Source organism: Streptomyces sp. LZ34 (genome assembly GCF_053890475.1).
On sequence record NZ_CM132680.1, the window covers coordinates 11,962,524 to 11,976,477 of the forward strand.

Sequence of the window (13,954 nt, forward strand, 5' to 3'; positions counted from 1 at the left end):
CCCCGGGGGTGTCGCTCGGCGAGCTCAGCCTTTCGCCGACATGGCCGACGTGGCCGACGTGGCCGATGCGGGTGTGGGCCCGCCGACCCGGAGCTCGGTCAGGTCGACGGCGTCGGCCATCGCCTGCAGCCCCGCGTCGTTGAAGTGCAGGTGGTCGCCCGTGTCGTAGGCGGGGAGGATGCGGTGCGGGTCTGCGGGGTCGCGGACCACGGCGTCGAAGTCCACCACCGCGTCGAAGGTGCCGCTGTTCCTGATGAACTCGTTCACGGCCTGCCGTACGGCCTCGCGGGCCTCGGTGTAGCCGCCATTGCCGCCGTACGGGGTGATCGTGCCACCGATGACGCGGATGCCGCGGGCGTGGGCCTGCTCGGCGATGCGGCGGTAGGCGTCCGCGAACGCCGCGGGGTCGGTCTGGTTGGGGGTGCCCTTGATGTCGTTGATGCCCTCCATCACGATGAGGGCGCGCACCCCGCTGCGGGAGAACACGTCCGCGTCCAGCCGGGTCAGGGCGCTGGGCCCGGTACCCTCCAACAGCACGCGGTTGCCCGAGATGCCGGCGTTGAGTACGCCCAGCTGTTGGCGCGCGGGCAGTTCGCGCAGCCGCGCGGCCAGCCTGTCGGGCCAGCGGCGGTTGGCGCTCGCCGTCGACCCCGATCCGTCGGTGATGGAGTCGCCGAGTGTGACCACGCTGCCCGGGGTGCGTGGGCTGAGCACGTCCACGCCGGTCACGTAGTACCAGGAACTCGTGGTGGCGGTGAACGCGGCGCCGTCCTCGTCGGCGGTGTGGTCGCCGTCCGGGGCGAGGAACGAGGTCTGCAGGGCGGAGCGGTGGTAGGTCGCGGGCCCGGAGTCGGCCGGGGTGAACAGGGTGATCAGCAGGTTGGTGTCCGCGGGGACGCGCAGCGGTACCGGGTCGCTGACCACGTCCTCGCCGACGGGCACGGTGACCGAGGTCCGGCCGTGGAAAGTGGCCGGGCGGGCCGTCCCGGCGATGGCGTTCGGGCTCTTCGGTGCCCCGGCCTCCTGTAACGCCACGGTGGCCGCCCCGAGTTCGAGCGGGGCCGTGCCGAGCCGGTTGGACACCCGGATCCGGGCCGCGTGGCCCCCGACGCTGGTGTGCACCACATTGCGGATCGAGTTGCCGGGCAGGCCCGGCACGGTGCCGGAGGCGGCGGCCTCCCAGGTGCCGACCCAGCCCCGGTCGGAGTGTCCGGGGGCCGGTCTGGTGCCCGCCCACGCGGGTGCCGCTCCGCTCAGCGGCACCAAGGCGAGGGTCAGTGCGACGACGAGAGCCGAGAGAACGTGCCGGATCGAGACCATGTGGTGCTGCCCTTCCAGGTGAGAGCCAGCCGGATGAGGTCACATGCGGAACGCGACGCCGCGCTCGGTGAGGATGCGGGTCGATCGCGGTGCGGGTCGATCGAGGCTGAGCGCGACGTAGGCAATCATCACCGAAACATCGGATGCGTCAAGGTGTTCGGCAAGAACGGCCTGGGTGTGCCTGGAGAGTTCCGGCCTATACACCCGATGTATCGGCGGACGCGGCGGAGGTGACGGCGGCGGAAGTGGCACCGGCTCCGGCGGTGCCGTCGGCAGGGCGAGGCAGACGGCCGGCGGCATGGTCTGGGTGCGGCCGGTCAAGTCGCCGGCGAAGGTGATGGTGGCGCCGAACTCGCCCAGCGTGCGGGCCGGTGTGCGAAACGGGTCGTCGAGGAAATCTTCCTCTGCCCTGTCATGCCTTCTCGATGACCACATTCGTCGACTTGATCACGGCCACCGCCGGCACACCGGGTTCCAGCTCCAGTTCCTCGGCCGACTCCCGGCTGATCATGGACACCACGCGGAACGGCCCGGCCTGGATCTCCACCTGCGCCGACACATCTCCGAGGATCACCTCGGTGACGATGCCCGAGAAGCGGTTGCGCGCCGAGGAGCCGGTGCTCTCGCGCTCCCCGCGGTTCAACTCCCGTACGAACACCGCCAGATCCGGCCCCGGGATGATCCGCCGGCCCTGCTCGTCGCGCTCGGCGCGCAGCCTGCCGCCGTCGACCCAGCGCCTGAGGGTGTCGGCGCTGACACCCACCAAGGCCGCGGCATCCCCGATCCGGTACGTGTGCATGCGTAGATCATACTGCCGCAGATGCCAGTCACCGGAGCGGTATCGCATCGCAGAAGCGGGACTGTCCCGCAAAAGTGGCGCTGTCGACCAACCGGCCCGCGGTCCCGCTGACCACGTCGACGGCAAGACGGCGATGGGCCGCGAAGAGCTTGAGGGCGGCGAAGACGGCGTCGTGGAAGGCGATGTCGCAGCGCACCATCTCGTGCTCGTCCGTCGCGCGCTCCATCAGACCGGCCGCCTTTTCGGCGACCGTGAGGTCCTCCTCCGGCCGCGAACTGCTGCGCGACCCCTCCTGGCCGCAGCACGCCGCGCTCACCCTCGGAGCCGAGCCCCGCTGGCCGGACCAGTACGCCTATGTCGTACAGCGGCGCAACAAGGGCTGACGGCTGCGACGGTCCTGGTCGCTGTCGAGGAAGAGCGGCCGACCCTGCTGGTCGGTGGCCGGGTTGCTGTGTTCGCGGCTCGTGCTCTTCTCTCCCCACGGGCGGGCGCTGCACCACGGAGGCCGCGCCGAAGCTCATGCGGCCCAGCGCGATCCGGCTGGCCTTCAGGCCTGATGTCCCCGGGGTCGGCAGCCAGGACGCCGAGTTCTTGTCCATGGCGCTCCTCGCTGACACACTCATCCGCAGAAAGCGCTTACTCCGGGGTGGTGGGGAAGCAGCGGCAACGCCCCGGCCACTCCCGTGGCTGCTCAGTGGACGGCACAGACAACGACGAGTTCGAGGTGCGGAGAAACGGTGAGCGAACACAGTCGCAGGGAAGTGTTGCGGGCCGGCCTTGGCGCGGCGGCCGGATCGACGGTGCTCGGCGGGATCGGTGGTGCTGCCCAGGCCTCGGCAGCGGCACGGTCCGGCGGGCCGGTCGAGGCGGGCGGCGGGGCGACGGGCGGAGAAGGCACGGGCGGTGAGGCGGCCTCGGCGCGGGGGCGGCTCCCGTGGGTGGCGGACCTGGGGGACGGGCGCTATCAGAACCCGGTGCTCAACGCCGACTGGTCCGATCCCGACGCGATCCGCGTGGGCGCGTACTTCTATCTGGTCGCCTCCACCTTCAACCGCATCCCCGGACTGCCGATCCTGCGCTCGGCCGACCTGGTCAACTGGAGCATCATCGGGCACGCCCTGACCGAACTGGAGCCCAAGGACCACTTCAGCCAGCCGAGGCACGGCGATGGGGTGTGGGCCCCGGCCCTGCGGCACCACGACGGCAAGTTCTGGATCTTCTATCCAGACCCGGACTTCGGGATCTTCATGGTGACCGCCACCGATCCGCGGGGGCCATGGAGTAAACCGCACCCGGTCAAGCCGGGCAAAGGCCTGATCGATCCGTGTCCGCTGTGGGACGACGACGGGCAGGCCTATCTGATCCACGCCTGGGCGAAGAGCCGCAGCGGCATCAACAACCGGCTGACGCTGCACCGTATGAGCCCGGACGGGAGCGGCCTGCTCGACGCGGGCCAGATCGTGATCAACGGCGATGACCTGCCCGGCTACACCACGCTGGAGGGGCCGAAACTCTACAAGCGGGACGGCTGGTACTGGATCTTCGCCCCGGCCGGCGGAGTCACCAACGGCTGGCAGTCGGCGTTTCGCTCCCGCACCATCCAGGGTCCCTATGAGGACCGCATCGTGCTGGCCCAGGGCGACACCCCCGTCAACGGGCCGCACCAGGGAGCATGGGTGGGTACCGCGGGCGGTGAGGACTGGTTCCTGCACTTCCAGGACCGCGGGGCCTACGGCCGGGTGGTGCATCTACAGCCGATGCGGTGGCGCACCGACGGGTGGCCGGTGATGGGCGCCGACGACGGCAGCGGCCGGGGCACCCCGGTGCTGGTGCACGCCAAGCCGCGCGTCGACGGCCGGGCCAGGGTGACCGCGCCGGCCACCGGCGACGAGTTCACCGGAGCGGAGCTGGGGAGACAGTGGAGCTGGCAGGCCAACGCCGATCCGGCCTGGTGGTCGCTGCGCCGGTTCCCGAGCCGGCTCGCCCTGGCCTGCCGGCCCAGCCCGGTCACCCATGACCTGCGGCTGCTGCCCAATGTGCTGGGCCAGCGGCTGCCCGCCGAATCCTTCGTCGCGACGACCTCGATGACGCTGTCCGCCAGGACCGCCGAGGCCCGGGCCGGACTCGTCATGCTGGGCGAGAGCTACGCCTGGGCGGGCCTGCGCCACGACGGCGACCAGATCGTCCTGGCGTACCGCACCGCGGCCAAGGACGCCGCCGAGGTGGACGCCGCCACGCCGGTGCCGCTGGGGAGACCGCGCGTGGCGGTGCGGCTGCGGGTGAGCGTGAGCCCCGGAGCGGTGTGCCAGTTCGCGGCCGACGTGGACGGTCACGGGTTCGCTCCGCTCGGCGCGCCGTTCCAGGCGACGGCGGGCAAGTGGATCGGGTCGACGGTGGGGCTCTTCGCCACGCGGCCGGAAACCAAAACCATCGACACGGGTGGTGCGGCGGAAGCGGCGGAATTCGACTGGTTCCGGGTTCGCCCGGGCCTCTGAGCCATGCGAGCCGCTCGCGGCCCGGCCCGGCCCGGCCCCGCTCCGGGCCGGGCCGGGCGCGGAGGCCTCCGCTACACCAGGGCGTGCTCTCTGCGGGGCCGGGCCGTGGCGAGGCGGCACACGGCGTAGGCGGTCCTGGTGAGATCGTCGGCGGCGTGGCGCAGGGCGGTGTCGAGATCGCGGGGCCCGGCGCCGATGGGCAGGACCGCGGTGGCGCCGCGCCCATAGAGGCGGTCGGCCTCCGGGGTGATCGTCCCGCCGAGTACGACGCACGGAACGGCGGCGTCCGCGCAGGCGCCCACCACCGCGCTGACGGTCTTGCCCGCGTCCGTCCCGGCGTCCACCTTCCCCTCCGCGGTGAGGCAGAGGTCCGCCGCGGCCAGTTGCTCGTCGAAGTGGGTCAACTGCCGGACCAGTCCCGCGCCGGGCACCAGTTCGGCCCCCAGCGCGAGCAGCGCGGCTCCGAGGCCGCCGGCGGCGCCACCGCTCGCGACCGACCCGGCCCCGAGCAGGGGGGCGAGCCGTCGCAGTCCGTCGTCGAGGAGTTCGACCGTGGCCGGCTCGGCACCCTTCTGGGGCCCGAAGACCCGGGCGGCGCCATCGGGCCCGTACAGGGGGCTGAGGACGTCGGCCGCGGCGACCAGTTCGACGCCGGCGAGTGCGCGGCGCGCCGGAGCGAGGTCCACCGAATCGATGCGGCCGCGGCTCAGGTCGGCGCCGCTGCCCGCCAGCGGCGTCCCGTCGGCGTCGAGGATCCGGGCCCCGAGGGAGGCGAGCATTCCCGTTCCGCCGTCCATGGTCACGGTTCCGCCCAGGAAGACGATGATCCGCCGTGCTCCCTGCCGCACCGCCGCGAGGATCGGAGCGGCCAGGCCGGCGCTGGAGGCGCGCATCACGTCGTGCTCCGCGGTGGCCGGCGGATCCCAGCCGATCGCCTCCGCCGCCTCGACGACCGCGGTCCCGTCGTCCAGGCGGCCGAAGCGCGTCTTCAGGGGGTGGCCGAGCGCGTCGACGGCGTCGACGTCGACGACCGCGCCCCCGCGCGCGGCCTGCACGGTGTGACGTGAACCCTCTCCGCCGTCGGCGAGCGGGTGCTCGACGGGGGTACCGCCGGCCGCGCGGACGCCGGCGGCGAGGGCGGCGGCCGCTTGGGCGGCGTCCAGCGAGCCACGCAGCTTGTCCGGGGCGCAGACAACACGCATGGGGGTTCCTTTCGTTGTGGTTTCGCGGTCAGACGGTCATCCAGCCCAGGACCGGAGTCGACTGCAGATAGATGAGGAGTGCGAACCCGGCGAGGAGCCCGAGGCTCCAGCCGATCACCTTGCGGAAGATCGTGCCCTCGCTGCCGGCCATGCCGATCGCCGCGGCGGCGACAGCCAGGTTCTGCGGCGACAGCATCTTTCCGAGCACGCCGCCGGTGGAGTTGGCGGCCGCGAGGAGCACGGGATCCAGCCCGGTCTCACGCGCCGCGGTCACCTGAAGCACTCCGAACAGCGAGTTGGCCGAGGTGTCGGACCCGGTCACCGCGACGCCCAGCCACCCCACGATCGGGGAGAACAGGGCGAAGGCGGCGCCGGTCTGGGCCAGCGCGGTGCCCAGGGTCGAGGTCTGGCCGGAGAGGTTCATGACCCACGCCAGGGCGAGCACCGACGTCACCGTGACGACGGTCCAGCGGAGTTGGCGCAGCGTGGCTCCGTACGCCCGCACCGCGCGGCCGGGCCCGACCCGGTAGAGCGCCATGGTGAGCAGACCGGCGAACAGCAGGATGGTGCCCGCCGCCTTGAGATGTTCCAGTTTGAAGGTCACGGCCGCGGCGGGCCGGCCTTCGGGGGACTCGACGTGCAGGCCGGGCCAGGTGAACTGGGCGACGCCGTGCGCGGCCAGCCACTCCTTGACGGGTCCGGCCTGGGTGAGCGCGAAGAGCGCACAGATGATGAGGTACGGGGCGAACGCCATGAGGGCACTGCCCTCACGGTCCTCGGAGTCGGCCTCGGCGGGCGCCTGGGGGGCCTGCTGCACCGTGCGCGGCTGCCAGACCCGCATGAACCCGAGCACCGTCGCCAGGGTGACCACGCCCGCGATGATGTCGGTGGTCTCGACGCTGATGTAGTTGGCGGCCACGAACTGGGCAAGAGCGAAGGTCAGTCCCGCGACCACCGCGACGGGCCAGGTCTCCCGAACGCCCCGTCGGCCGTCGAGCAGAAACACCAGCAGCAGCGGGATGAACGCGGCGATCATCGGCGTCTGCCGTCCCGCCATCGCCCCGAGGTCGCCGAGCGGCAGACCGGTCACACCGGCGAGCGTGGTCAGCGGCACCGCCATGCTGCCGAACGCGACCGGCGCCGTGTTGGCCACCAGCGCCACGGTCGCGGCCCTGATGGGAGCGATGCCGACGGTGACCAGCATGACCGCGGTGATCGCCACGGGGGCGCCGAAGCCGGCCAGCGCCTCGATCAGCGCTCCGAAGCAGAACGCGATCACGATGCCCTGGACGCGCTGATCGGAGGAAATGGTGCGGAAGGACCGCCGCAGCACGGCGAACCATCCGGTGATCTCGGTCATGCGATAGATCCACAGCGCGTTCACCAGGATCCACATGATGGGAAAGAGACCGTAGAAGCCGCCTTCGACCGCCCCGGACAAGGCCTGCGGTAAGGGCATGCCCCAGACCACCACGGCGAGGGCCAGCGAGAGGACCAGAGAGGTCAGCGCCGCTATCTGCGCTCTCACCTGGAAGACCCCGAGCAGCACGAACAGGGCGAGCAGGGGCACCGCCGCACAGAGCGCGGACCAGAGCAACGACCCGGCCAGTGGGTCAAGCACTTGTCGGTACATCGAACCTCCCGGTGCGGCGAGCGGCGCCGCTTGGAGCATCAAGGCCATGGCGAGGTTCTAACTTGTAAGACAAGTACTCTCAACAGTCAAGGATTCGCGTGTGGTAATTTGAATGTGATGTGGGCTAAGTCCAACTCATTCCCAGGAGGCGTGATGGCGAGTCGCCTGAAGGCGACATCCCTGATCGACGCGCTCGTTCTCGAGCTGCGCGAGCAGATCCTCGACGGGCGGATCGCCGGCGGCACGGCGCTCACCGAGACCGAGGTCGCCAAGCAGTACGAGGTGGCGCGGCCCACCGCCAAAGCGGCCATCGAGCGGCTGACCGGCGAGGGCCTGTTGCGTCGAGACGCCCACAAGAGCGCCCGGGTACCGGTCTTCGACGCCGACGACATCGCCGACCTGTACTTCACCCGCGCCTGCGTGGAACGCCAGGTCATGCGCGAGCTGGCGCAACGGCGGTCGGTGCCCCCCGCCGCCGTCTCCGCCCAGGTGGAGATCCGCAAACTGGCGGAGGCGGACGACTCCACGATCGCCGCGGTCGAGCCCGATGTCCGCTTCCACCGCTCGCTCGTCGACGCGCTCGGCAGCCCGCGCCTCAGCCGCGTCCACGCCTCGGTCATGGCCGAGATGCGTCTGTGCATGGCTCAGGTCCAGACGTACAAGCTCCTCCGCATCGCCGAGATCGCCGATGAGCACCAGGACATCCTGGACGCCATCGCCGACGGCGACACCGAGCGTGCGGACCAGGCTCTTGCCTTCCACCTCAACCGAGCCTGCGAGCAACTCCGCACGCGATCCGGCTGATCCGGGCGGCGGGGGCCGAGCCGCGACAGCCGGCCGGACACTGCCCGGGCCGCTGGCCGGTCTGTTGGCGGAGAGCCACACCGTCATCACCTACGACCTGCGCGGCAACTCCCGAAGCCGGCTCACCGGCCCGCCCGGGCCCCAGCGGATCGAGGAGCACGGCCACGACGCCCACCTGCTGCTGAACGCGGCCGCCGCCGGTGAACCGGCGCATGTCTTCGGCACCAGCTATGGCGGCATGATCGGCATGGACCTCCTGGCCCGGCACCCCTGCCAGGTGCGGGCGCTGGTGGCGCACGAGCCGTTCGTGATCGATCTGCTGCCCGACGCGGACCGCTGGCATGCGCTGTTCCAGGAGGTGTACGAGCTGTACGAGCGTGAGGGCCTCGACCCCGCGTTGCGGAAGTTCAGCGCGGCGATCGGCGTGGACGCGCCACCGGAAGCGGACCAGAGCCTGCCCGCCCCGGTGCGGGAGATGTTGGCGCGCATTCGCGCCAACATGGAGACCTGCCTGGCGTACGAACTGCGTTCGTTCGTCCGCTTCAGGCCGGACGCCGAGGCGCTGCGCACGGCGCGGTTCACCCTGGTGATCGGCGGCGAAGGGCCGAAGACGCTGACGCACCGCACGACCGGGGTCCTGGCGGAGCAAGTCGGCGCCCCGATCGCGGAGTTCCCGGGCGGACACGTGGGTTTTCTGACGCACCCGGCGGATTTCGCCGTTGCGCTGCGCGGCGCCTTCGAGGGCTGAGCCGCCACCCCCACAACCCATATAGCGTTGTCAGGGCGACCCTCCAGATCAGCGCGGCTCCGTGCGGACCGTCATGGGGTGTTCGCGCAGTCAGCGCACTCGTCGGGCAGGGAGATTGGATGAACACTTATGACTACGTCGTCGTCGGCGCCGGATCCGCGGGCTGTGTGCTGGCGGCGCGGCTGACGGAAGACCCCGATGTCCGGGTGGCGTTGATCGAGGCGGGCGGCCCCGACACCGCGCAGGAGATCCACGTTCCGGCCGCCTTTCCCCAGCTCTTCAAGAGCGGGTTCGACTGGGATCTCGACTCGGACCCGGAGCCGGGGGCCGGAGGCCGGCGCGCCTATCTGCCCCGGGGCAAGGTGTTCGGGGGCAGCAGCTCGATCAACTCGATGATCTATATGCGCGGCAACCGCGCCGACTACGACGGCTGGGGCGCCGCCGGGGCCACAGGATGGTCGTACGCCGAGGTGCTGCCGTACTTCCGGCGCTCCGAGGACAACCAGCGCGGCGAGGACGGGTTCCACTCGGTGGGCGGTCCGCTGACGGTCAGCGACAGCAGGTCGGACCACCCGCTCGCCACGGCGTTCGTCCAGGCCGCCGAGCAGGCGGGCTACAAGCGGAACGAGGACTTCAACGGCGAGACACAGTTCGGCGTCGGGCGGTTCCAGCTGACCCAGCGCGGCGGCATGCGCTGTAGCACGGCCGTCGCCTATCTGAACCCGGTCCTGGAGCGGCCGAACCTCACCGTGCTCCACACGGCCCGGGCCCACCGCGTGGTGCTCGAGGGCGGCCGGGCGACGGGGGTGGAGGTGGACCGGGGCGGCACGGTCGACGTGGTCCGCGCCGACCGTGAGGTGATCCTGTCCGCGGGCACCTACGAGTCCCCGAAGCTGCTGATGCTCTCCGGGATCGGGCCCGCCGCCACGCTGTCGGCCTTCGGCATCGATGTGGTGCGCGATCTCCCGGTGGGCCAGGGCCTGCAAGACCACTACATGGCGCTGCTCAACTTCCGCACCGGCGTCGAATCCCTGATGAGCGCGGCGAGTCCGGAGAACGCCGCGCTGCTGGAGCGCGACGGGCGCGGCCCGCTGACCAGCAACATAGGAGAGGCCGGCGGCTTCTTCCGCAGCCGGGACGGACTGGACGCGCCGGACGTGCAGTTCCACATGGCTCCGGTGCTGTTCCACCAGGAAGGGCTCGGCCCCGTCACCGAGCACGGTCTCGCGTTCGGCCCGTGCGTCCTGGCCCCGACCAGTCGCGGCGAGGTGACGCTGCGCTCCCCGCGCCCGGACGCCGCACCCCGGATCGTGCACAACTACCTGACGACGGCCGAGGACCGGGACTGCATCGTCAGCGGCATCCGGATCGCCCTGCGGATCGCGGGGCAGGAGGCGCTGGCCGAGGTGGTCACCGGCCCGTTCGACGTGCCGGACACGCACTCCGACGCGGAACTCCTCGCCTTCGCGCAGCGGGTCGGGCAGACGCTGTACCACCCCACCTCGACCTGCGCCATCGGCTCGGTGGTCGACCCCGAGCTGCGGGTGCTGGACGTGGCGGGCCTGCGGGTCGTCGACGCCTCGGTGTTCCCCACGGTGCCAAGAGGGAACACCAACGCGCCCGTCATCATGGCCGCGGAGAAGGCGGCCGACCTCATCCGGGGAGTCGCGAGGCCGACCACCTGACGCGACGACCAGGGCCCGGTCAGCAGTACGGTGGCTGATTGGTCAGGGAGGCCGCCACCCGCATCCAGACGCCGAAGAGCCGGTACAGGCTGGGCAGCGCGCCCTGCGCCTCGACGGTTCGCGTGTCCGTCGAGGTGACGCCCGGAATGCCGAGGAGCGTGGCGGCCACCGAGGCCGACTGCCAGCGGACGGTGAGGGTCGACGGGGCCGACGTCACCGACTGAGCCGTCCGCGGTGCGGGGAGGCCGGCGGCGACCGCTTCCTCGATCGCCGTACGTGCTTCGTGGGCCGGGCGCAGTTCTGCCGCGAAGCGGTCGCGCGCGTACTTGACGGCAACGGTGGCGACGGACCCGTCCCACTCCGTCATCTCCGCGCAGGCGCTGTCGTCACCGGTGAGGACCGCCACCGGGACGCCGATGGCCGCCGCGGTGGCATGGGCCAGGCCGATCTCGCCCACGGGTCGGCCGTCCAGCCACATGTCTTCGATCTCGTGGCCCATAAAACTGTGGCTCAGCACACCGAGCGCACCGGCCCGCGAGTGGTAGCCGACGCAGATGACGGCGTCGTGCTCGGGGGTGAGACCTTCGAGCATGGTCATCTGTTTGGGCCTGCCCCGGATGAGGCGGGCCGCCGGGTGCAGGGACTCGGGCAGGAGGTTGCGCTGGGGACCGTGCGCGTCATTGACGGTGATGTCGGTGGCACCGGCGGCGATGGCGCCCCGGATGGCCGCGTTGACATCCTCCGCCATCATCAGCCGTCCACGCTCGTAGTCCCGTCCGCCCGGCTGGACATCGTCGGCGTCGACGAGCCCGGTGACGCCCTCCATGTCCACGCTGAAGTAGATCCGCACGTCGCGCACTCCTCACACTTGATCACCCAGGGGACGCCCGGCGCTTCTCCTCCGGTTCCCTGCCCGGCGGCGGGGTTCAGGCCGGGTTCATCCTCGCGGGTGGGTGTCGGCGGGCTGGAAGCCGCGCAGCCGGAGGCTGTTGCCGACCACGAAGACGGAGGAGAAGGCCATGGCGGCTCCGGCGATCATCGGGTTGAGGAGTCCGGAGGCCGCGAGGGGGAGCGCGGCGACGTTGTAGGCGAAGGCCCAGAAGAGGTTGGACCTGATGGTTCCCAGGGTCTTGCGGGAGAGGCGGATGGCGTCCGCCGCCGCCCTGAGGTCGCCGCGCACCAGCGTCAGATCGCCCGCCTCGATGGCGGCGTCGGTGCCGGTGCCCATCGCCAGCCCGAGGTCGGCCTGGGCGAGTGCGGCGGCGTCGTTGACGCCGTCGCCGACCATCGCCACCGAACGGCCCTCGCCCTGAAGGCGCTTCACCACGTCCACCTTGTCCTGCGGCATGACCTCGGCGATCACATGCTCGGGCGCGATGCCCGCCTCCGCGGCGACCGCCTCGGCGACGGTCGTGTTGTCGCCGGTCAGCAGGATGGGGGTGAGACCGAGGGCGCGCAGCCGCCTGATCGCTTCCGGGCTGGTGTCCTTGATGGCGTCCGCCACCTCGAGGACGGCGCGGGCCTCGCCGTCCCAGGCGACCGCGATGGCCGTACGCCCGCCGGCTTCGGCCTCGGCCTTGGCGCGCTCCAGCTCGGTGGGCAGGGAGATGGCCCATTCGGCCAGGAGCTTCTCGCGGCCGACCAGGACGGCGTGTCCCTCGACGATGCCCTGGACGCCGAGACCGGGGACGCCTGCGAAGTCCTCGGGGGAGGGCAGGGCGCCCACCCGGGCGGTGGCGCCGGTGGCGACGGCCTGGGCGATGGGGTGTTCGGAGGAGTGTTCCAGGGCGCCCGCGAGCCGCAGGACAGTTGTGTCGTCCGTGCCCTTCGCGGTGTGGACGGCGAGCAGGGTCATCCGCCCGGTGGTGACGGTGCCGGTCTTGTCCAGGACGATGGTGTCGACCTTGCGCGTGGTCTCCAGGACTTCGGGGCCCTTGATGAGGATGCCGAGCTGGGCGCCGCGCCCGGTGCCGACCATGAGCGCGGTCGGGGTGGCCAGGCCCAGGGCGCAGGGGCAGGCGATGATGAGGACGGCGACCGCGGCGGTGAAGGCGGCGGCCAGGCCCGCGCCGTTGCCGAGCCAGAAGCCCAGGGTGCCGAGCGCGAGCGCGATGACGACCGGGACGAAGACCGCGGAGATCTTGTCGGCGAGCCGCTGGGCGGCGGCCTTGCCGTTCTGCGCGTCCTCCACCAGCTTGGCCATGCGGGCGAGCTGGGTGTCGGCGCCGACCCGGGTGGCCTCGACGACCAGGCGGCCTCCGGCGTTGAGCGTGGCGCCGGTGACGCTGTCGCCCTCGCCGACCTCGACAGGGACGGATTCGCCGGTGAGCATGGAGGCGTCGACCGCGGACGCCCCCTCGACGACCGTGCCGTCGGTGGCGATCTTCTCCCCGGGGCGGACCAGGAACCGGTCGCCGACCTTCAGGTCGCCGACCGGGATGAGCTCGTCGCGGCCGTCGCGCAGGACGGTGACTTCCTTGGCCCCGAGTTCCATGAGCGCCTTGAGCGCCGCGCCCGCCTTGCGCTTCGACCGTGCCTCGAAGTACCGCCCGGCCAGGATGAAGGCGGTGACGCCGGCCGCGGCCTCCAGATAGATGTTCCCGGCGCCGTCGGTGCGGGCGATGGTGAACTCGAAGGGGTGGGTCATGCCGGGCGTACCGGCCGTGCCGAAGAACAGGGCCCACAGCGACCACAGGAACGCGGCGCTCGTGCCGACGGAGATCAGGGTGTCCATGGTGGCCGCGCCGTGCCGGGCGTTGGTCCAGGCCGCCTTGTGGAAGGGCCAGGCGGCGTAGGTCACCACGGGGGCGGCCAGCGTCAGCGACAGCCACTGCCAGTAGTCGAACTGGAGGGCCGGGACCATGGCCGTCGCTATCACGGGGACGGCGAGGAGGACAGCCGTGGTCAACCGCTGGCGCAGCGGACGCAGTTCGTCGGGCGCATCCCCCTCCGCCTCCTCGCCTGGCGCCGACCCGGTGCGCACGGGGTCGGGCTCGGGTTCCCGCGCGGTGTAGCCGGTGGCCTCGACGGTGGCGATCAGGTCGTCGACGGCGACGTCCTCCCGGAAGGTGACTTTCGCCTTCTCGGTGGCGTAGTTGACGGTGGCCTCGACCCCGTCCATGCGGTTGAGCTTCTTCTCGATCCGGGCGGCACACGAGGCGCAGGTCATGCCGCCAATGGCGAGTTCGACCTCGGCGGCGCCGGGCGTGGTGGTGGTCATGTCTGCTCCTCGCAGTAGGGGGCGGGGGCGGGGCCGCGGCTGGGCGGC

At 71.6% G+C, this 13,954-nt stretch carries 12 protein-coding genes and 1 pseudogene; 5 read left to right on the top strand and 8 right to left on the bottom strand.

Going from position 1 to position 13,954, the window contains the following annotated elements; all coding sequences use genetic code 11:
• Window positions 1–24: 24 nt before the first annotated feature.
• The 4 genes and pseudogenes from ACWY4P_RS51235 to ACWY4P_RS51250 form a co-directional block, all read right to left on the bottom strand.
• Window positions 25–1,320 carry an SGNH/GDSL hydrolase family protein gene (locus ACWY4P_RS51235; protein ID WP_456207676.1) on the bottom strand — a complete coding sequence of 432 codons (1,296 nt, stop codon included), beginning with the start codon at window positions 1,318–1,320 and terminating at the stop codon, window positions 25–27.
• Between the two features lie 243 nt (window positions 1,321–1,563).
• A pseudogene (locus tag ACWY4P_RS51240) lies at window positions 1,564–1,689 on the bottom strand (molybdate ABC transporter permease subunit); the annotation flags it as partial.
• Window positions 1,690–1,732: 43 nt separating this feature from the next.
• The gene (locus ACWY4P_RS51245; protein WP_456207677.1) at window positions 1,733–2,119 is read right to left on the bottom strand and encodes a TOBE domain-containing protein; all 387 of its coding nucleotides are present in this window, start codon (window positions 2,117–2,119) and stop codon (window positions 1,733–1,735) included.
• 28 nt (window positions 2,120–2,147) lie between these two features.
• Window positions 2,148–2,345, bottom strand: coding sequence for a hypothetical protein (locus tag ACWY4P_RS51250; protein ID WP_456207678.1), 198 nt, complete (start codon window positions 2,343–2,345; stop codon window positions 2,148–2,150).
• Between the two features lie 25 nt (window positions 2,346–2,370).
• On the opposite strand from ACWY4P_RS51250, the gene ACWY4P_RS51255 reads away from it, so the two are divergent.
• The gene (locus ACWY4P_RS51255) at window positions 2,371–2,502 is read left to right on the top strand and encodes a hypothetical protein (RefSeq protein ID WP_456207679.1); all 132 of its coding nucleotides are present in this window, start codon (window positions 2,371–2,373) and stop codon (window positions 2,500–2,502) included.
• A 354-nt stretch (window positions 2,503–2,856) separates the two neighbouring features.
• Window positions 2,857–4,614: a glycoside hydrolase family 43 protein gene (locus ACWY4P_RS51260; protein WP_456207680.1), complete on the top strand. Its 1,758-nt coding sequence runs from the start codon at window positions 2,857–2,859 to the stop codon at window positions 4,612–4,614.
• A gap of 71 nt (window positions 4,615–4,685) precedes the next feature.
• Here the strand turns inward: ACWY4P_RS51260 and ACWY4P_RS51265 are convergent, their stop codons facing one another.
• Both ACWY4P_RS51265 and ACWY4P_RS51270 read right to left on the bottom strand, forming a co-directional pair.
• Entirely contained in the window at window positions 4,686–5,816 is a 1,131-nt protein-coding gene (locus ACWY4P_RS51265; RefSeq protein WP_456207681.1) for a glycerate kinase family protein, read from the bottom strand.
• A gap of 28 nt (window positions 5,817–5,844) precedes the next feature.
• The gene (locus tag ACWY4P_RS51270) at window positions 5,845–7,449 is read right to left on the bottom strand and encodes an L-lactate permease (RefSeq protein ID WP_456207682.1); all 1,605 of its coding nucleotides are present in this window, start codon (window positions 7,447–7,449) and stop codon (window positions 5,845–5,847) included.
• Window positions 7,450–7,602: 153 nt separating this feature from the next.
• Between ACWY4P_RS51270 and ACWY4P_RS51275 the strand changes: the two genes are divergently transcribed.
• The 3 genes from ACWY4P_RS51275 (at window position 7,603) to ACWY4P_RS51285 (ending at window position 10,686) form a co-directional block, all read left to right on the top strand.
• Window positions 7,603–8,253 (top strand): GntR family transcriptional regulator, encoded by a 651-nt coding sequence (locus ACWY4P_RS51275; protein WP_456207683.1) that lies wholly within the window; start codon window positions 7,603–7,605, stop codon window positions 8,251–8,253.
• Window positions 8,201–9,001, top strand: coding sequence for an alpha/beta fold hydrolase (locus tag ACWY4P_RS51280; RefSeq protein ID WP_456207684.1), 801 nt, complete (start codon window positions 8,201–8,203; stop codon window positions 8,999–9,001). The genes ACWY4P_RS51275 and ACWY4P_RS51280 overlap by 53 nt, the downstream gene beginning before the upstream one ends.
• Before the next feature lie 119 nt (window positions 9,002–9,120).
• Window positions 9,121–10,686 (top strand): GMC family oxidoreductase, encoded by a 1,566-nt coding sequence (locus ACWY4P_RS51285; protein ID WP_456207685.1) that lies wholly within the window; start codon window positions 9,121–9,123, stop codon window positions 10,684–10,686.
• A gap of 19 nt (window positions 10,687–10,705) precedes the next feature.
• Here the strand turns inward: ACWY4P_RS51285 and ACWY4P_RS51290 are convergent, their stop codons facing one another.
• Both ACWY4P_RS51290 and ACWY4P_RS51295 read right to left on the bottom strand, forming a co-directional pair.
• Window positions 10,706–11,536 (bottom strand): M55 family metallopeptidase, encoded by an 831-nt coding sequence (locus ACWY4P_RS51290; protein ID WP_456207686.1) that lies wholly within the window; start codon window positions 11,534–11,536, stop codon window positions 10,706–10,708.
• Between the two features lie 87 nt (window positions 11,537–11,623).
• The gene (locus tag ACWY4P_RS51295) at window positions 11,624–13,906 is read right to left on the bottom strand and encodes a heavy metal translocating P-type ATPase (RefSeq protein ID WP_456207687.1); all 2,283 of its coding nucleotides are present in this window, start codon (window positions 13,904–13,906) and stop codon (window positions 11,624–11,626) included.
• Window positions 13,907–13,954 lie beyond the last annotated feature (48 nt).